Source organism: Corynebacterium faecium, assembly GCF_027257105.1.
Classification (GTDB): domain Bacteria; phylum Actinomycetota; class Actinomycetes; order Mycobacteriales; family Mycobacteriaceae; genus Corynebacterium; species Corynebacterium lehmanniae.
The window spans coordinates 228,151-245,339 of the sequence record NZ_JAPYJX010000005.1 but is presented as its reverse complement, the minus strand read 5'-3'; the positions used below and the strand labels follow the sequence as shown (position 1 = coordinate 245,339).

General features: G+C 64.9%; 16 protein-coding genes. 6 read left to right on the top strand and 10 right to left on the bottom strand.

What is annotated here, in order from left to right; genetic code table 11:
• Positions 1-46 precede the first annotated feature (46 nt).
• From O5O53_RS07460 to dapB, 4 genes are read right to left on the bottom strand one after another with little or no spacing between them, the layout of a single operon-like run.
• A complete protein-coding gene (locus O5O53_RS07460) occupies positions 47-2,164 on the bottom strand; it encodes a ribonuclease J (protein ID WP_269510504.1) in 2,118 nt (705 codons plus the stop codon).
• 2 nt (positions 2,165-2,166) lie between these two features.
• Positions 2,167-3,075 (bottom strand): 4-hydroxy-tetrahydrodipicolinate synthase, encoded by a 909-nt coding sequence (gene dapA / locus O5O53_RS07455; protein WP_269510502.1) that lies wholly within the window; start codon positions 3,073-3,075, stop codon positions 2,167-2,169.
• A 36-nt stretch (positions 3,076-3,111) separates the two neighbouring features.
• On the bottom strand, positions 3,112-3,744 hold the full coding sequence (locus tag O5O53_RS07450) for an FAD-dependent thymidylate synthase (RefSeq protein ID WP_269510500.1): 633 nt from the start codon (positions 3,742-3,744) through the stop codon (positions 3,112-3,114).
• On the bottom strand, positions 3,745-4,488 hold the full coding sequence (gene dapB, locus O5O53_RS07445) for a 4-hydroxy-tetrahydrodipicolinate reductase (RefSeq protein WP_269510498.1): 744 nt from the start codon (positions 4,486-4,488) through the stop codon (positions 3,745-3,747).
• A gap of 56 nt (positions 4,489-4,544) precedes the next feature.
• Between dapB and O5O53_RS07440 the strand changes: the two genes are divergently transcribed.
• The 4 genes from O5O53_RS07440 (at position 4,545) to O5O53_RS07425 (ending at position 7,331) form a co-directional block, all read left to right on the top strand.
• The gene (locus O5O53_RS07440; protein ID WP_269510497.1) at positions 4,545-5,249 is read left to right on the top strand and encodes an AMIN-like domain-containing (lipo)protein; all 705 of its coding nucleotides are present in this window, start codon (positions 4,545-4,547) and stop codon (positions 5,247-5,249) included.
• Between the two features lie 9 nt (positions 5,250-5,258).
• Positions 5,259-5,519 carry a hypothetical protein gene (locus O5O53_RS07435; RefSeq protein WP_181888613.1) on the top strand — a complete coding sequence of 87 codons (261 nt, stop codon included), beginning with the start codon at positions 5,259-5,261 and terminating at the stop codon, positions 5,517-5,519.
• Positions 5,520-5,627: 108 nt separating this feature from the next.
• Positions 5,628-6,404 carry an NAD(P)-binding protein gene (locus O5O53_RS07430; protein ID WP_269510494.1) on the top strand — a complete coding sequence of 259 codons (777 nt, stop codon included), beginning with the start codon at positions 5,628-5,630 and terminating at the stop codon, positions 6,402-6,404.
• Between the two features lie 33 nt (positions 6,405-6,437).
• Positions 6,438-7,331: an oxygenase MpaB family protein gene (locus tag O5O53_RS07425; RefSeq protein WP_239306771.1), complete on the top strand. Its 894-nt coding sequence runs from the start codon at positions 6,438-6,440 to the stop codon at positions 7,329-7,331.
• 61 nt (positions 7,332-7,392) lie between these two features.
• Here O5O53_RS07425 and O5O53_RS07420 read toward each other — a convergent pair whose 3' ends face one another.
• Positions 7,393-8,784 (bottom strand): DUF6114 domain-containing protein, encoded by a 1,392-nt coding sequence (locus tag O5O53_RS07420; protein ID WP_269510490.1) that lies wholly within the window; start codon positions 8,782-8,784, stop codon positions 7,393-7,395.
• Entirely contained in the window at positions 8,768-9,349 is a 582-nt protein-coding gene (locus O5O53_RS07415; RefSeq protein ID WP_181888617.1) for a DUF6230 family protein, read from the bottom strand. The genes O5O53_RS07420 and O5O53_RS07415 overlap by 17 nt, the downstream gene beginning before the upstream one ends.
• A 243-nt stretch (positions 9,350-9,592) precedes the next feature.
• Between O5O53_RS07415 and O5O53_RS07410 the strand changes: the two genes are divergently transcribed.
• Together O5O53_RS07410 and O5O53_RS07405 are read left to right on the top strand one after the other, a co-directional pair.
• On the top strand, positions 9,593-10,666 hold the full coding sequence (locus tag O5O53_RS07410; RefSeq protein WP_181888618.1) for an oxygenase MpaB family protein: 1,074 nt from the start codon (positions 9,593-9,595) through the stop codon (positions 10,664-10,666).
• 102 nt (positions 10,667-10,768) lie between these two features.
• The gene (locus O5O53_RS07405; RefSeq protein WP_269510486.1) at positions 10,769-12,352 is read left to right on the top strand and encodes a succinic semialdehyde dehydrogenase; all 1,584 of its coding nucleotides are present in this window, start codon (positions 10,769-10,771) and stop codon (positions 12,350-12,352) included.
• A 75-nt stretch (positions 12,353-12,427) separates the two neighbouring features.
• Here the strand turns inward: O5O53_RS07405 and O5O53_RS07400 are convergent, their stop codons facing one another.
• The 4 genes from O5O53_RS07400 to O5O53_RS07385 all read right to left on the bottom strand — a co-directional run bounded on the left by O5O53_RS07400 (position 12,428) and on the right by O5O53_RS07385 (position 17,163).
• A complete protein-coding gene (locus tag O5O53_RS07400; RefSeq protein WP_269510483.1) occupies positions 12,428-14,716 on the bottom strand; it encodes a polyribonucleotide nucleotidyltransferase in 2,289 nt (762 codons plus the stop codon).
• 151 nt (positions 14,717-14,867) lie between these two features.
• The gene (rpsO, locus tag O5O53_RS07395; protein WP_070474158.1) at positions 14,868-15,137 is read right to left on the bottom strand and encodes a 30S ribosomal protein S15; all 270 of its coding nucleotides are present in this window, start codon (positions 15,135-15,137) and stop codon (positions 14,868-14,870) included.
• 103 nt (positions 15,138-15,240) lie between these two features.
• Complete coding sequence (locus O5O53_RS07390) at positions 15,241-16,191, bottom strand: nucleoside hydrolase (RefSeq protein ID WP_239356882.1); 951 nt, start codon at positions 16,189-16,191, stop codon at positions 15,241-15,243.
• Positions 16,192-17,163 (bottom strand): bifunctional riboflavin kinase/FAD synthetase, encoded by a 972-nt coding sequence (locus O5O53_RS07385; protein ID WP_269510478.1) that lies wholly within the window; start codon positions 17,161-17,163, stop codon positions 16,192-16,194. It abuts the gene before it with no gap.
• Positions 17,164-17,189: the final 26 nt, after the last annotated feature.

Below are 17,189 nucleotides of genomic sequence, written 5' to 3'. Positions count from 1 at the left end.
CTCGGCTGCCGCGGGGCGGGCCGAAGGGGCGTCGATAAGCAAATGCTTAGCGGGACTCGCGGGTGGACGCGATCTCGTCCTCGGTGGCGACGTGGTTGTCCGAAGACATCGGCACCACGGTCGGCAGAATCACCGGCTGGCGCTTGTAATTCTGCTCGATCGCGCGGGAGACCTTGCGGCGGATCTGCTGCACCATGCGGAACGGATCGTTCTCGCCCTCGGCTGCCAGATCGCCCATGACGGCCTCGACGCCCTCGACGACCTTCTTGTTGAAGTCGCGGTCGTCGTCGCTGTAGCCCGTCGTGGACACCTGCGGTGCCTCCAGCAGGCGGCCGGTGCTGTCGTCGATCACGCAGGTGATGGACACGACGCCGCCGGACGCCAGCGAGGTGCGGTCCGCCAACACGTCCGGGTCCACGTCGCCCATGGTGGTGCCGTCGACGTAGAGCTGGCCCACCTGGTACTGTCCGGCAACCTTGATGTTGCCCTTGTGCATGTCCACAACGACGCCGTTCTGGGCGAGAGCGGTGTTGTTGGGCTTCACGCCGGTGGAGATCGCCAGCTCCTTGTTGGCGCGCATGTGGCGCCACTCGCCGTGCACCGGCATCGCGTTGCGAGGGCGCGCCGCGTTGTACAGCGCGAGCAGCTCGCCGGCGTAGCCGTGACCGGACGCGTGGACGTGCGCCTCGGCGTTGGTGATCACGTTCGCGCCGATCTGCGCGAGGTTGTTGATCACCGCGAACACCGCTTCCTCGTTGCCCGGGATGAGCGAGGAGGACAGGATGATCGTGTCGCCGTCGTGGATGGTGATCTGGCGGTGCTCGCGGCGGGACATGCGCGACAGCGCAGCCATCGGCTCGCCCTGGGTGCCGGTGGTGATCAGCACCGTCTTGTGCGGTGCCATCTTCGCGGCTTCCTCGATCGGGATGATCGTGCCCTTCGGTGCCTTGAGCAGGTTCATCTTCTCCGCGATCTCCATGTTGCGCAGCATGGAGCGGCCGTTGAAGGCCACCTTGCGGTTGTTAGCCACGGCGGCGTTAATCGCCATCTGCACGCGCGCAACGTTGGAGGCGAACGACGCGATGACCACGCGCTGGCGGGCGTTCGACACCAAACGGGTCAGCGTCTCCTCGATGCCGGCCTCCGAGGCGGAGATGCCCGGGATGGTGGCGTTGGTGGAATCGCACATGAACAGATCGATGCCCTCGTCGCCGAGGCGGGCAAGCGCCGGGATGTCCGTCGGCTTGCCGTCGTACGGCGTCTGGTCCACCTTCACATCGCCGGTCATAACGACGTGGCCTGCGCCAGTCTTGATGGAGACACCGAGGCACTCCGGGATGGAGTGGTTGACGTGCCAGAAGCGCAGACGGAACGGGCCGACGGTGACCTCGGAATCCTTGTTCACGTCGTTGAGCTTCGGACGCTGGCGGTGCTCCTGCGTCTTCGCCTTGATCAGCGCGTTGGTGAACTTCGACGAGTAGATCGGGATATCGCTGCGCAGCTTGAGCAGCCACGGGATCGCGCCGATGTGGTCCTCGTGGCCGTGCGTGACCACGAGCGCGTCGATCTTGTCCAGCTTGTTTTCAATCGGGCCGAAGTCCGGCAGCACCAGGTCCACGCCCGGCTCGTCGGAGTTCGGGAACAGCACGCCGCAGTCCACGATGAGCAGGCGGCCGTTGTACTCGAAGACCGTCATGTTGCGGCCGATTTCAGAAATGCCGCCGAGCGCGTAGATGCGCAGCGTGTCCTTGGCCGGCTTCGGCGGTGCGGGCAGGCGCTTGGTCAGATCGGCGCCCTGCATGGATTTCATGGGGTTGCGGCGACCGCCGCCCTGGCCCCCACCGTTGCCGCCGTTGCCGCCGCGGCCACGGCGACGGCGGTTGCGGCTGCTGCCGCCACGGTTGTTGCCGCCGTTTCCGCCGTTGTCGCTGTTTCCGCCGTCGCGGCCGCCGCGGTTGTTGCCGCCGTTGCGGCCACCGTTGTCGTCGCGGTTGTTGTTGCCGTTGTTGCCGTTGTTGCCACCGTCGCGCTCAGCTTGCGCGTCGTTGCCGCCGCCGTTCGCAGGGGTGTCGCTCGGCGCCTGGAAAACCGGCTGCTGTTCGGTTGCTTCCGGCGGCCCGGCCTTGCGCGTCACCTTGCGTGCGCGGTTGCGGGGTTCATTCATGTTTATAGGACTCCAGCCTGTGTCATTTCTTCGCGGAGCCGCTCGACCTGCTCGTCCGTCGCCGCAGCGACCGGCAGGCGGGGGTCTCCTACTTCGATGCCCTGCAGTCGCAGAGCTGCCTTTGCAAATGTCACGCCGCCCAGCGCGCCCTGTTGGCGCGCGAGCACGTTGAGTGTGTTGGCGTTGATTTCCCGTGCGCGGGCGAGATCGCCGTTCTCGTATGCAGTCACTAGTTCACGCAGCGCCTTCGGTGCGGCATGCCCAACCACGGAGATCATTCCGGTCGCGCCGACAGCGAGCCACGGGAGGTTCAAAGGGTCGTCGCCCGAGTACCACGCCAGCCCGGTCTCCTGAATCAGGGTGGACGCTGCGAGCATGTCGCCTTTCGCGTCCTTCATTGCCTTGATCGTGTCCACTTCCGCAAGCCTGCGGATGGTGTCGGAGTCGATCGGGATGCCGGAGCGGCCGGGGATGTCGTACAGGCAGACCGGAAGGTCGGTCGCTGCCGCAACTGCGCGGAAGTGCGCTTCTACGCCTGCCTGGGACGGTTTGGAGTAGTACGGCGTGACCACCAGAAGGCCGTCAGCGCCGGCCTTAGCGGCCGCTTTCGCCATTGCCACCGCGTGGCGGGTGTCGTTGGACCCCGCGCCTGCGATGATGTGGGCTTTGCCCCCTACCTCTTCGCGCACTGCTTTTAAGAACGCGACCTTTTCTTCGTCGGTGGTTGTCGGGGATTCGCCCGTCGTGCCTGCGAGCACTAGTGCGTCGATTCCTTGTTCTACCAAGTGGGCAGCGAGATCGCGGCCTGCCGCAAGGTCGAGTTCGCCATCGGAATCAAACGGCGTGACCATTGCTACGCAGACGGAGCCGAAGATGTCGGCTCCCAGATCAGCTTTGAGAGATGTGCCCATGGCCCAGTAGGATACCTGCCCCTTACGAGCAATTGCTTATCGACGTTCCCCTTCGGCCAAATCGCCGAAAAGCAGCGGCGCCTCGCGCTGCATGACCTCGAGGACCGCACCGGCAAGCTGACGGATTTCTTCGTGCTCGAACCTGCCGTTATGCGCTGCGATGAATTCGCGCCACGCCCGGTAGGTGCCGGTGGCGACCAGTTCAGTTTCGGCCGCGGCGGGCACGAGGGCATCGGCGGCTTCGCGCGCCCGCTTGCGGCGCACAAGCGCATTCGGCTCGTCAGCCATCGCATCATCCAGGGCGCGCAACAGCTCGCCCCGAACGAACTCCGCCTCTTCCACGGCAGCGTCAAACAACCGCGTGAGTTCCTCGTCGGCGGCGATGGCCGCCGGCACCACTGCCCCGTCGGTCGCGCGCTCGCTCACGGCTAGCCCGTGGCCCCGGATCGCGGCGGCCGCGTCGCGCGAGACACCCCGCACATGCAGGGTGGCGCTGGCGTGTTCCAGCATGCCCGCGCGCGAATCGGCGAGATCGTCGGCGTTGCGGCGCAGGAGGGAGGCCGACGGGACGTCGCTAAGCATGGCGAATGCCACCGCCCCCTCACCTTGGGTGACACCTTCTGCAACCGGGATCCGCATTGCGGTTGCCGCGACAAGTTCTACCTGCATTTACAGACCGAGGTAGGCGTCGAGTCCGATGGTCAGGCCCGGGCGGTTCGCCACCTCGCGCACGCCGGTGAGCACACCGGGAACGAAGGATTCGCGGCCGTAGGAATCCTGGCGGATGGTCAGGGACTGCTCGGTGGTGCCGAAAATGACCTCCTCGTGCGCGACCATGCCCTGCATGCGCACCGCGTGCACCGGCACGCCGTCGACGTTCGCGCCGCGCGAGCCGTCGAGCGCCTGCTCGGTGGCATCCGGCATGTCGGCCAGGCCGGCTTCCTTGCGCGCATCCGCGATCCCCTGCGCGGTCTTGACCGCCGTGCCGGAAGGCGCGTCCAGCTTGTTCGGGTGGTGGAACTCCACCACTTCCGCGGACTCGAAGAACGGCGCGGCCTGGCGGGCGAACGCCATGGTGAGCACGGCGGAGATGGCGAAGTTCGGGGCGATGAGCACGCCCACCCCCTCGTTCGCCGCGCACCAGTCGCGCACCTTCTGGTAGCGCTCGTCGTCGAAGCCGGTGGTGCCCACTACGCAGTGGATGCCGTTATTGATGCAGAACTCCAGGTTGTCCATCACCGCGTTCGGGGTGGTGAAGTCGACGATGACGTCCACGCCTTCTTCCACCAGCACCTGCAGCGAGTCGCCGCTGTTTACCTCTGCGGCGAGCTGCAGGTCATCCGCCTTTTCCACACCGGCAACAACGGCGGAGCCGACCCTGCCGGCCGCTCCGAGCACTCCAACTTTGATCATGGGTGTCCTTTCTATTTGTCTCCGCCGGCCATGGTAGCCCCGCTAGGGTGGGGCTTATGACTCTCCACAGCCGCAGCTTCCGCCCCCGCCGCAGCCGAGCCGTCTTCGCAGCGCTCGCAGTGACCGCTTTGACCGTTGCGGGCTGCGGCTCTGAAACGGGTGACACCGGTTCGTCGTCTGAGCCAACCTCAGAGTCGGCTATGGCGACGAGCGCCGCCGAAAGTGCTGCAACGCCGGCATCTACTTCCACGTCCGCGGAACAACCGGAGGAGGCCGACACGAGGGACGTCTCCGCGGCGGCGGCCCCGGCGGGCGGCCCGTCCGCCTCCCCGTTCACCCTGGAGGACACCCACCTGCAGCACCCGGGCAACCGGGAGCTGCAGATCGAAGACGTCCGGGCGGGCTCTCACGAGGGCGTCGACCGCGTCGTGGTGGAGCTGTCCGGCTCCGGCACGCCGAACGTGTTGGCCGGCTACACCGCAGACCCGCGCCAGCAGGCCTCCGGGCAGCCGCTCGTGCCGGCTGGCAACGCGTACTTCGAGCTGATCATCCAGGGCGTGCCGTGGTCGATGGGCTTGAGCGAGGCCGACTTGGCCAAGGCTGACCCCGCCGGCGTGGCGGCCGGGGGCATCCAGGAGATCGCCGACGGCGGAATCTTCGAGGCGGATGCCCAGTACATCGTCGGCCTTGATGCCCAGCGCCCGTACAACCTGTACCTGTTGGAGAACCCGACCCGCGTGGTCGTGGACTTTCAGAAGTAGGAGGCAACAATGAGTCTGATTTCCTGGCTCGGACTCGGGTTCGTGGCACTGCTCGCCATCGGCGGCATCGTTGCCTTGGGCAATACCTCAAAGGAGATCTACGAAAGCGACATGGAGGAAGACTCCAAGCGCCGGTGGGGTTTCCTCATGGGGTTTTCACCCCTAGCCGGGCTGTACGCCTACAAGAGGCGGAATGAACTGTTCGGTCACGGCGAGCGGCCAGTGGATGAGCCTGGCAGGGGCGGCGATCAGGAGACATTCCGTAGTTAAACATTCCCAGCCTTTTATGCGATCCCGCGCCTAAACATCGTCTAAAGTGAACGGGAGCACACTGACGCCTAAAAGTGGCGCCGGAGAATCTGTGTGAAAGGTTTTGTGATGTTTGACCCCTATCGCCGCCCCACGGTGGCGGTTGTCGGCGCCGGAATCTCTGGTTGCACCGCCGCGGCGGAGTGCGCGTTTTCCGGCTTCGACACCACACTGTTCGACCGCCAGGAGTACATCGGCGGCCACCTGACCGCCCCGGACGCACCCACCGTGTCCAGGCGGCAACACTTCCGCACCCCGTACTTGAAGCTCACAACGACGGACGGCACCCCGCGCTCGCTCATCGCGCACCTCGAGGCCGCCGTCGATGCGAGCGGCGCGACCTTCAGAGGTGGTGCCGAGGTCACGGGCGCCGAATGGAACGCCGAGGAAGGACAGTGGGAAGTCAGTTACACCCGCGGCGGCGAGACGCGCACTGAGCTTTTCGACGTGCTGATCCGCGCGACCGGCGAGCCCTCCCCGTGGATCGGTATCCCGGGCCGGGCAAACATCAGCGCGGACGAGCTGTACCTCCACAACGGCGTGGACGTCGTCGGCCTGCCCAACGCGCTGTTCGTGGACTACCACACCCCGGACCCGAAATTCGACCAGAAGTCCTGGGCCGTCTTTGAGGCGCGCGGCGACTACGCGCGCAGGTACGTGCGCCAGCTGGAGATCCGCGGCCCCGGCGCCCTGACCGTCAAGCCGGACAAGTGGCGCGTGCAACCCGGCACCGTCCGCGGGCTGAAGGCAGCCCTTGTCGAATTCGATCCGGACGTCCACGCATTTACCCGCGCCGAGAACTACCAGGCCGCATCCCGCCGCGCCCGAAGCGAAGCTGCAAGCTAGGCAGCGGCGAACGATAGCTTTTTAGGAGACACGATGACCACCTTGAAACCCTCCGCCAGCACGACCCCAGCCGAGTTCGACTCCCACGGTGCCGCAGTAGACGCCAGCGGCCTGCCCGAGCTCGGCCCGGATTCTATTTTGTGGCAGCGCTTCGGCGACTGGCGCTCCCTGTTCGTGGCCCTGAGCGCCGGCGTGCTGCAGATCGCGCAGCGCGACATCAGCCGTTCGCTTGTGCAGCAGTCCAACGTTTTCGACAACGAGGTCGCCCGCCTGGTCCGCTCCGCGTTCCCGATTATCCGCACGGTGTACGAGGGCCCGGAGGTCGGCGCGATGATCCGCGACTTCCATAAGGACATCAAGGGCACTCACCCGGACGGCTCGCGCTACCACTCGCTGAACCCGGAGGTCTACTACTGGGCGCACGCGACCTTTACCGCCATGCCCTATCTCCTGGCCGGCAACTTCATGCCCGACATGACGCATGCCGAGCGCGAGCAGCTCTTCCAGGAGTCGCGCACCTGGTACAGCTACTACGGCGTGGCCGAGCCGGAGAACGCCCCGAAGTCCTACGACGAATACGTCGACTACATGGATGCCATGTACGACAAGCTGGGCCCGAGCGAGACCATCGACCGCTCCCGCATCATGAACGGCCTGACGCTGGATCCGCCGGACCCGTCGGTGCCGCGCTGGGCGTGGAAGCCGATCGCGCCGTACGCGTCAAAGCTTCTGCTGTGGGTCTCCATCGGTTTGCTGCCGGAGAAGGTCCGCAACTCCCTCGGCCTTGAGTGGACCAAGTCCGACCAGCGCAAGCTCAACGTCTTCTCCCGTGCCACGCGCGCCGTGTTCTCGGTGCTGCCGCGCAAGGCGCGCATGGTGGCGATCGCCTCCCGCGCCTTCGAGCGCGCCGAGGCGGAGACCAGATAAAAGGCGCGAAGCACGGGGCCGTCGGTACGCACCGACGGCCCCGTGTTTTTCTTTTCTCTGTCTACTTCGGAACCTTCAGCTGCACCGCGGGCGCATGCAGGTGCAGCCCGTCGAGGCTGACCATCTGCATGGACACGTTGCCGAGGGCGATTCGGTCCATCACAAAATTCGGCACAGGGACGTTCGGCACCGGGCGGGCATCCGGCACACCCAACTGAGCGAGTACGTCGCCGAGGGAGCCGCGGAGGTCTACTGTCACCGGGACCGTGGGCACTCCTGCTACGACAGGGGTTGCGGTCAGCCCGGTGGCAACGACGGTCACGGGCCCGTCGGAGACCTGTGTCTCAACTTGGCCGGTGGTGAGGATTCCGCGGGCTGCGAAACCTGGCACTTCCAGCGAGAGGTTGCGCGCGGTGAGCTTGTCCCCTGTCAGGATCAGCGTCCGCGTCGGCACGTCGCCGATTGTGACCATGCCCATCGTGGCTCGCACGTTGCCGGTGATCGCCACATTGTCTGCGGTCACGGTGCTGAGGTTCTGCGGCGCGATCGTGCGCGTCGGCTCGAGTTCCGGGTACGTCAGTAGATCCCGCGACTCCTCGGGTTGGGGTGCCTGCGCCGAGGGCAGCTGCGGTGCCGGCGGCACCTGAATATCCAACGGATTGGGCACGCTTGGCAGCTGAGGCAGTGTAGGCGCGGGCGGCAACTGTGGCAGCGCCGGGATCTGCGGCTGCTGCGGCGCCGGCTCTTGGGCGTTGACCGCAGGCTCTTCTCCAAGATTCACCACAAGCAGGCCCGCGCCCGCAAGCACGATGGCGACGGATTTGGCGTTGCGCAGTAAAGACAGATCGATCTTGGTGGATCCTCCGCGGCGGGAGGACTCTCCTTCGTCTGCAGCCGGTGGCGCCTGCTCCCGCTTTTTGCTTCGAGTGTGCTTGCCACCCGGTTTCGGATCCCGGTCCTCCCAGGCGAGACCGAGGGCTCCGCCCACAATGCCAAGCAGAGAGCCGACGAGGAACCCGCCTATATTCGACGTTGGCAGCGCGACAATGGCCACCAAAATGCTCATCACACCCAGATAGGGCGCAGCAAACGGCTGCAGCCACATCCCAATGCCGAACATGATCAGCGCGGCACCGATGAGCAACGTGGATACGCCCGAGATGGTTGCAATCATCACCAGCAAGTCGGACACGCGGATAGTGAAGTAGGCCGGTGCGAGCATCACTACGCCGGAGAGAATTACCAGCAGGCCCGGAAGAAACGGCCGCTGTTTCCGCCATGCTTTGAACCGTTCTCGTGCGGGAGTTTGCTCGGCACGGTGTCCACCGTCGCGGCGCTTCGCTCCCCGCCCCTTCTTCTCCTCGTCGGCAGCGCTTTGCTGCGCGTCTTCGGAGTCGCCGTCGTCGAAGAAGAAGTCGTCGTCCTCCGGTTCGGTGTTAGCTCGTGCAGCCATCGGCCATTCCCCGCGCTACGTCGACCACCACGCCGGAGGCGATGAGCTTCTTCGCACCGACGGAGGTGGCGCGAATGTCGTCCGCACTCAGCGTGACCTTATTTGCATGCAGACCCCATGTGCCCTGCGGCGCCATGGAGTTGAACTGATTCGCATCGGCGCCTACCGAGGCATCCGTGAGGTCGAGTGCGCCCTTGATGTCGGTCGCGCCGACGACGAGGTCGCGGACCTCGACGCTGTTGTCGCCGAGCGCCTTCAGCGTGAACGTGCTCTCGCCCACCACCGGAACGTCGGGAAGAGCCGCGGAAAGACAGAGGTTAGAGGCGTACGCGTGCTCAAACTTCAGGCGCGCGACGGGGAGCGACTCGTTGGCCATCTGTTCCCCGTCGGTAAAAATGCTCAGCCCTTCCCCATCAAGGTGGGTCATACTGATTTTGAAAAAAGTTCCCGACAATGCGAGGTTCGCAGTCAGTCCGCCCTGCGCAACAGCAACGCCGGTGGCGCCAAAGCCGATGAGCCCAGCGAGAAGAGCTGCACCAGCTTTCGCCTTGTTGATCCTTCCCATGGCGTTTCCTTCCGTCCGTGGCCGGACGCCAAACCGCCGGTCTGCCGACGGCTGCCATCACGGTAAGCATTTATGATCTGGAACACCGTAACACATCGCCTGTAAGGGGTTTAACACATCCGCGCCACCCATTTTTTGACCGTTACCCGTGACCCACTTCGCAGTGACTATTTGTGTGTATTACACTTCACAAACACACGCGAACTTGTCCCTAGCAGCCCACAGAGAAAAGGAAGATCGCTGATGTCTCACGCACTTGCACCTGATGGAGCAGACGCCCGCACGAACGAATCCGCAGAGGACACCCGCTTCGCGCAGCCGGACAATCTGGAAAAGCCGGAGCGCGCAAAGCGGGAACTGAAGCGAGCGCCGCTCGGCCCGGATTCCTTGCTTTGGAAGTGGGGCTCGGACCAGCGTCTGCAGCTCCTGCGCGGCTACACCGGCGTGTTGCAGAACATGCACCCGGCAATCGGCCAGTCGCTGCTGGATCACTCCAAGTTCTTCGAAGAGCCCTTTGCGCGCCTTGAGCGCTCCACCCCGCAGATCATTTACTCCATCTACGATGACGGAACCCGCGCCAAGATGATCCGCGATTACCACCACACCATCAAGGGCAAGCTCCGCAACGGCGAGCGTTACCACTCGCTGAACCCGGACGTGTACTGGTGGGCGCACGCCACCTTCGTCTGGCGCGTCATTTGGGCGCAGGAGCTCTTCGGCACCCCCTTCACCCGCGCGGAGAAGGAGCAGATCATCCAGGAGGGCGTGACGTGGTGGGACATGTACGGCATGTCCGAGCGCCCGGTGATCGACACTCTCGACGGCTACATCAAGTACTTCGAGGAGATGGAGGAAAAGGTCCTCGAGCGCAACGAAACGGTCGACTTCGCCTTGCGCACCGCCCGCGTGGAGCCGGTCAAGGCTCCGGACGGCGTGCCTGAGGCTGTGTGGAAGGTCATTTGGAAGCCACTCATGAACAGCGTCATCTGGCTGACCTACGGCACGCTGAGCGATAGACAGCGCGAGATCCTGGACCTGCCATGGACCAAGAAAGACCAGCGCCGGTTCGACCGCATCGCCAAGGCGGTGAAGAAGCTGTTCACCATCCTGCCGGAAGACAAGCGCTACATGGAGCCGGGTCGCTCCATGATGATCAAGGCAGGGATGATCGAAGGCAAGTACAAGGAACCGAAGCTTGCCGACGCGTACCACGGCCAGGGCGACAACGACGCGGACACCGCGCCCAAGGACGAACCCAAGACCGGCGCTCAGGACGGCGACGCAGACGGTCGCCGCGCCGCCGGTTGCCCCTTCTAACCGTTCTCATCCGCCCCAGGACCCCAGGCCCTGTCCCTCCACTTCGCAGGTGCCTCCGGTGCTGGGGTGTTCTTCTCGTTCAACCATTGTTACGGAGACCTCATGGCTATCACCCGCCTGAAAGAACAACCGCTCCCCGCGGACTTCCTCGACCGGCTGCAGAAGTTCACCACCAACGCGACGACCGGCTCCCTGTACACAGGCGAGCGTAAGTCGGTCACCTCCCCGTTCTTCGACGGGGAGCTTGGCTGGGTCGGTGTCGGCACCGCCGCCGACGTGGACGAGGCATTCAAGCTTGCTCGCCGCGCGCAGCCGTTGTGGGCCGCAAAGCCGGTGAAGTACCGCGCCGCTTTGCTGGAACGCTTCCACGACCTAGTCAAAGAAAACCGTGAGCTTCTCGCGGACATCGTCCAGCTTGAAACCGGCAAGGACCGCACCGCGGCGTACGACGAAGTGCTGGACGTGATGAACAACGCCCGCTACTACGCCAACATCGCCGCCGATGAGCTGGAGATGAAGGCGCGAGCGGGCGCATTTCCCCTCATCACAAAAACCGTCGAGCAGCGGGTGCCGAAGGGTATCGTCGGGCAGATCAGCCCGTGGAATTACCCGCTCGCGCTCGGCATCTCAGATGCGCTCGCGGCGCTCGTCGCGGGCAATGCCGTGATTGCCAAGCCGGACCTGAACACCCCGTTTTCCAACATCATCTCGCTGAACCTCCTACTCAACGCCGGCCTTCCTCACGACGTGTTCCAGATTGTCACAGGCACCGGCCGCGAGGTGGGCCAGGCGATCGCCCAGCAGTGCGACTACCTCATGTTCACCGGCTCCACCGCCACCGGCAAGCTTTTGGGCAAGGTTGTCGGCGAACGCCTCGTTGGCTACTCCGCCGAGCTCGGCGGCAAGAACCCGATGATCATCGCGCCGGATGCGGACATCGAGGCCCACATCGACACCATCGCCACCGCCTGCTTCTCCAACTCCGGCCAACTGTGCGTCTCCATCGAGCGCATCTACGTGCCCGACGAGGTCTTCGACCGCTTCATCGGCGCGTTCCGCGAGGCCACCAAACGCATCAAACTGGGTTCGGGCTTGAACTGGAACTACCAGATGGGCTCGCTGATCAACCAGAACCAGTTGGACACCGTGCAACGGTTCGTCGATGACGCCGTGGCCAAGGGCGCGACCGTCGTCACCGGCGGCACACCCCGACCGGACCTTGGGCCGTTCTTCTTCGAGCCGACGGTGCTCACAGACGTGCCCGAAGGCGCCGACCTGCTCACCCAGGAGGTCTTCGGCCCGGTCGTCTACGTCCAGCGGGTGGCGGACACCGACGAGGCGATCCGCCTAGCCAACAACACCAGCTACGGCCTCAACGCCTCCGTGTTCGGCGCTCCCGACACAGCCTGGGAGATCGCCGAGCAGGTGCAGGCCGGCGGCGTGACCATCAACGACGGCTACGCGGCCACCTGGGCATCCGTGTCCACCCCGCTCGGCGGCGTGAAGGAGTCGGGCGTGGCCCGCCGCCACGGCCCCGAGGGCCTGACCAAGTACACCGAGGTCAAAAACATCTCACAGCAGCGGATTATGTCCATGCGTGGCCCGAAGCAGATGCCGCGCAAGTACTACGGCGAGCTCATGACCACTGCGCTGGATCTGGGCAAGAAGTTGCGGTTCTTGCCGTGACGTGAAACGTCGAGAAGCAAGAAAGCGGGCGCCCTCACCACGAGAGCGCCCGCTTTTCGACGATTACCTGCCGGTTTACTCGCCGTCCTCGACCGGAACCAACGAGATCTTGCCGCGGTTGTCGATGTCGCGGATCTCCACCTCGACCTTGTCGCCGACGTTGATGACGTCCTCGACGTTTTCCACGCGGGTGTTACCGCCCAGGTTGGAGATGTGAATCAGGCCGTCGGTGCCCGGCATGATGGACACGAACGCACCGAACGCCACGGTCTTGACCACGGTGCCCAGGTAGCGCTCGCCCACCTTCGGCATCTGCGGATTGGCAATCGCGTTGATCTTCTCAATCGCGGCGTCCGCTGCCTCGCCGGAAGCGGCGGAGACGAACACCGTGCCGTCGTCCTCGATGGAGATCTCCGCGCCGGTGTCCTCGGTGATCTGGTTGATGGTCTTGCCCTTCGGGCCGATGACCTCGCCGATCTTGGCCACTGGAACCTTCACGGTGGTGATCTTCGGGGCGAGCCCGCTCATCTCGTCCGGGCCCTCGATGACCTCGGCCATGGTGTCCAGGATGGCGTCGCGGGCGTCGTGCGCCTGGTTCAGCGCGTCAGCCAGCACCTTCGACGGGATGCCGTCGAGCTTGGTGTCCAGCTGCAGCGCAGTGATGAACTCGCGGGTGCCGGCGACCTTGAAGTCCATGTCGCCGAACGCGTCCTCCGCGCCCAGGATGTCGGTCAGCGCGACGTACTCGGTCTCGCCGTTGACCTCGCCGGAGACCAGGCCCATGGCGATGCCAGCCACCGGGGCGGCCAGCGGCACGCCCGCGTTGTACAGCGACAGCGTGGAGGCGCACACCGAACCCATGGAAGTCGAGCCGTTGGAACCCAGCGCCTCGGAAACCTGGCGGATGGTGTACGGGAAGTCCTCGCGCGACGGGATCACCGGCAAAAGCGCGCGCTCGGCGAGGGCACCGTGGCCAATCTCGCGGCGCTTCGGGGAACCGACGCGGCCGGTCTCGCCGGTGGAGTACGGCGGGAAGTTGTAGTGGTGGATGTAGCGCTTGGAATCCTCCGGGTGCAAAGAATCCAGGTGCTGCTCCATCTTCAGCATGTCCAGGGTGGTCACGCCGAGAATCTGAGTCTCGCCGCGCTCGAACAGTGCGGAGCCGTGGGCGCGCGGGATGAGCTGGACCTCGACCTCAAGGTCGCGGATGTCGGTCACGCCGCGGCCGTCGATGCGGAAGCCCTCGGTGAGGATTTTCTCGCGCACGATCTGCTTCATCAGCGCGTTGTAGGCCGCGCGGATCTCCTTCGACGCCGCCGCGTACTCCTCGCGGTCATCGTCGTCGATGTCGAAGTCGTCGAGAAGGCTTGCCTCGATGTCTTCCATGTACTCGTTGGTGGCCTCGTCGCGCTCAGCCTTGCCCTTGATGGTGAGCAGCTTGCCCAGCTTCTTGGACGCCTTCTTCTCCACGGCGTTGAAGGCCTTGTCGGAGTACGCCGGGAAGAGCTGGAACTCCTTGGTCTCCTTGGCCATCTCGTCGGCAAGGCCGCGCTGGGCGCGGCACAGCGTCTCAATGAATGGCTTGGCGGCCTCGATGCCCTCGGCGACGGTGGCTTCGGTAGGCGCCGGGTAGCCGGCCTCGATCTGCTTAACCACGTTCACGCCGGCGCCAGCCTCCACCATCATGATGGCGACGTCTTCCTCGGTTTTGCGGCCGCGCTTGCGCTCGACCATGCGGCCAGCCACAACCATCTCGAACAGGCAACGCTCGTGCTGCTCGTGGTTCGGGAAGGCCACCCACTGGCCCTCCGGGTGCTTGTCGTCCGCCAGCAGCGCCATGCGCACGCCGCCGACCGGACCGGAAACCGGCAGGCCAGACAGCTGGGTCGCTGCGGACGCGCCGTTGATGGCCACGACGTCGTAGTACTCCTCCGGGTGCTGCGAAAGCACGGTGATGACCACCTGCACCTCGTTGCGCAGGCCCTTGACAAAGGTCGGGCGCAGCGGGCGGTCGATCAGGCGGCACGCCAGGATCGCCTGCGTGGAGGGGCGACCCTCACGGCGGAAGAAGGAGCCCGGGATCTTGCCGGCTGCGTACATGCGCTCTTCCACGTCTACGGTCAGCGGGAAGAAGTCGAAGCCCTCGCGCGGCTGGTTGGATGCGGTCGTGGTGGCCAGCATCATCGTCTCGTCGTCGAGGTAGGTGGTCACGGAGCCGTCCGCCTGGCGCGCCAGCTGGCCCGTCTCAAAGCGGATGGTGCGCGAACCGAAGTCGCCGTTGTCCAGGGTGGCTACTGCCTCGGTGATGCCAAATTCCTCGTCCACGTGGACGTCGAAAGCATTCTTTGGCTTGAAGTTGCTCAAAAGGATCCCTCTCCTTGAAGGTTCGTGGCGATCATCGGTGCCGCCTTGTCGTGTTTCTCATGCAACGGCCAATGATGATAACAAAAAACGCCCCACCACGCAGGTGAGGCGTTCTTTTTTGAGCCGAAGCTTTGCGGCGGCTTAACGACGCTTAGCGGCGCAGACCCAGACGACCAATCAGGTCACGGTAGCGCTCGACGTTGTTCTCGCGCAGGTACTTCAGCAGACCGCGACGACGGCCGACGAGCAGCAGCAGGCCACGACGGGAGTGGTGGTCGTGCTGGTGGTCCTTGAGGTGCTCGGTCAGGTTGTTGATGCGCTCGGTCAGCAGCGCAACCTGGGCCTCCGGGGAACCGGTGTCGGTCTCGTGCAGGCCGTAAGCCTTGAGGATCTCAGCCTTCTTCTCAGTGGACAGCGCCATGAGGTACTCCTTGGTTGTTTCAGTTCGCGTTCTACGGAAAAAGTCTTCACTGCGCCGCAACTGCCGCGAACCACAGTCGATTGGCGCAAGACCTTGGGAGAGGTTACACGACCGGGGTCTCGCGGGCCAAACCGGTCAACCTGCGCATGAACTCCTCCAAGAAGCGATCCACGTCCACCCCCACGGCCACGCGGGCAGACTTCACCGGGTCGTTCAGGCACGTCTCGTCGCCGATGGTGCGCCCGCGCGTCTCGCCATCCGTGTCCACCTTCAAATTGATCGCCAGCGTGTCCACCAGGGAAGGATCCGCGGCCACCGCGACAGCCAGCGGGTCGTGGAGACCGCATCCGCCGAGGTGCGGTGCCGTGGTCTCGTAGGCCTTGATGTAGTAGTTAGTAGCCGTGGCGAGGAAGTCTCCCCCGGCAGTGCCCAGATCTCCCCACTGCTTGGTCTCCACCGTGGTCAGCAACGTTTGCAGGGTGACATCCAGGCCGATCATGGTGATGTCCTCGCCCTGGCGGAACACAAAGTCGGCCGCCTCCGGGTCCTGGTTGATGTTCGCCTCCGCGCACGGGGTGACGTTGCCCGGCACTGTCAGCGCGCCGCCCATGCACACAATGTGCGCGCGCGAGGCGAAGGTTTCGTCGGCCTCAGCCGCGGCAGCCACCGTCGTGAGCGGCCCGACGGGGACGATAACCAGGTCGTCGCCGTACCGGTGCACAGACTGCACCATGAAATCGACGGCGGATTGCTGCTCGGCGGCACGTGAGGCGTCGTAAAGCTTCGCCTCCCCGATGCCGTTGACTCCGTGGATGAACTGGGAAATCTCCATGACCTCGAAGCCGTCGCGCTGCGGCCCGGCGAACACCGGAACGTCCGTCCTACCGAACAGTTCCAGGATGGCCAGCGAGTTTCGCACCGCCTGATCAACTTCGACATTGCCGTACGTGCACGTCACCCCGATGAGGTCCAACTCCGGCGAGGCAAGCGCGTACGCGATAGCCAACGCGTCGTCGATGCCGGTGTCCACGTCCAGAATGAGCTTTCGGGCCATTTACGCCACTCCTAAGATCTCGCGGGTCGTTTCCACGTCACGGGCCATGTTATCCAGCAACTCGTCCACCGAGTTGAACTTCACCATGTCGCGCACTTTGCCCACGAACTCCACACGCGCCATCCGGCCGTACAGGTCCGCGTCGCGGTCCAGCACGAAGGACTCCACGCTGCGCCGCGCGTCGCCGAACGTGGGGTTGGTGCCCACGGAAATGGCCGCCGGGTAGCGCACGCCGGGTTGCATGTCGCCTTCGATCTCGCCGTCGTCGATGATGGTCAGCCACCCCGCATACACGCCGTCCGCGGGCACCGCCGAGGTGTCGGAGGCGTACTGGTTCGCCGTCGGGTAGCCCAGCTCCTTGCCGCCGCGGCCCGCACCGCGCTCAATCGGCGCGATGACGGAAAACGGCCGGCCCATAAAGTCGGTGGCCAAGGCGACGTCGCCGCCGGAGAGGTGGTCGCGGATGGCGGTGGAGCAAATCCGCACCTCGCCCTCGCCCAGCAGCTTGACGATGGTCACGTCCACGCCCGCCTGCTCCCCCAGCTGCGCCATGTCGGTCGCGGTGCCGGCGGCGTCGCGGCCGAAGGTGAAGTTCTCCCCCACCAGCACGTGCTTCGCACCCAGGGCGGAAACCAGCACGTCGTCCATGTACTCCGCGGGCGTCAGGCCAGCGAGTTCTTCGCGGAAGTCAATGACCAACAGCGCATCCACGCCAAGCTCGGCGATATGGCGTGCGCGCTCGTCGAGAGGCATCAGCGCCCGCGGCGCGTGTTCCGGGGCGAAAATGGTCACGGGGTGCGGGTCGAAGGTCATCACAACGCACGGCACGCCGAGCTCGCGAGCGGTCCCCACCGCTTTGGAAATGAGCAGCTGGTGGCCCCGGTGCACCCCGTCGAACACACCAATAGTGACCACCGTGCCGGTTTCCGCGAAGGAATCCGGCACGCTCGAAAGCCCGCGCAGAATATCCACGGGGACTTAGCGTACGGCATACTTCG

Excerpts from the sequence above, each read along its gene's own strand:
- O5O53_RS07425 (WP_239306771.1), top strand. The coding sequence starts at position 6,438 with ATGACCACCTTGAAACCCTCCGCCAGCACGACCCCAGCCGAGTTCGAC.
- rpsO (WP_070474158.1), bottom strand. The coding sequence starts at position 15,137 with ATGGCGCTGTCCACTGAGAAGAAGGCTGAGATCCTCAAGGCTTACGGC.
- O5O53_RS07435 (WP_181888613.1), top strand. The coding sequence starts at position 5,259 with ATGAGTCTGATTTCCTGGCTCGGACTCGGGTTCGTGGCACTGCTCGCC.
- O5O53_RS07390 (WP_239356882.1), bottom strand. The coding sequence starts at position 16,191 with ATGGCCCGAAAGCTCATTCTGGACGTGGACACCGGCATCGACGACGCG.
- O5O53_RS07415 (WP_181888617.1), bottom strand. The coding sequence starts at position 9,349 with ATGGGAAGGATCAACAAGGCGAAAGCTGGTGCAGCTCTTCTCGCTGGG.
- dapA (WP_269510502.1), bottom strand. The coding sequence starts at position 3,075 with ATGGGCACATCTCTCAAAGCTGATCTGGGAGCCGACATCTTCGGCTCC.
- O5O53_RS07405 (WP_269510486.1), top strand. The coding sequence starts at position 10,769 with ATGGCTATCACCCGCCTGAAAGAACAACCGCTCCCCGCGGACTTCCTC.
- O5O53_RS07430 (WP_269510494.1), top strand. The coding sequence starts at position 5,628 with ATGTTTGACCCCTATCGCCGCCCCACGGTGGCGGTTGTCGGCGCCGGA.
- O5O53_RS07450 (WP_269510500.1), bottom strand. The coding sequence starts at position 3,744 with ATGCAGGTAGAACTTGTCGCGGCAACCGCAATGCGGATCCCGGTTGCA.
- dapB (WP_269510498.1), bottom strand. The coding sequence starts at position 4,488 with ATGATCAAAGTTGGAGTGCTCGGAGCGGCCGGCAGGGTCGGCTCCGCC.
- O5O53_RS07460 (WP_269510504.1), bottom strand. The coding sequence starts at position 2,164 with ATGAATGAACCCCGCAACCGCGCACGCAAGGTGACGCGCAAGGCCGGG.
- O5O53_RS07410 (WP_181888618.1), top strand. The coding sequence starts at position 9,593 with ATGTCTCACGCACTTGCACCTGATGGAGCAGACGCCCGCACGAACGAA.
- O5O53_RS07420 (WP_269510490.1), bottom strand. The coding sequence starts at position 8,784 with ATGGCTGCACGAGCTAACACCGAACCGGAGGACGACGACTTCTTCTTC.
- O5O53_RS07440 (WP_269510497.1), top strand. The coding sequence starts at position 4,545 with ATGACTCTCCACAGCCGCAGCTTCCGCCCCCGCCGCAGCCGAGCCGTC.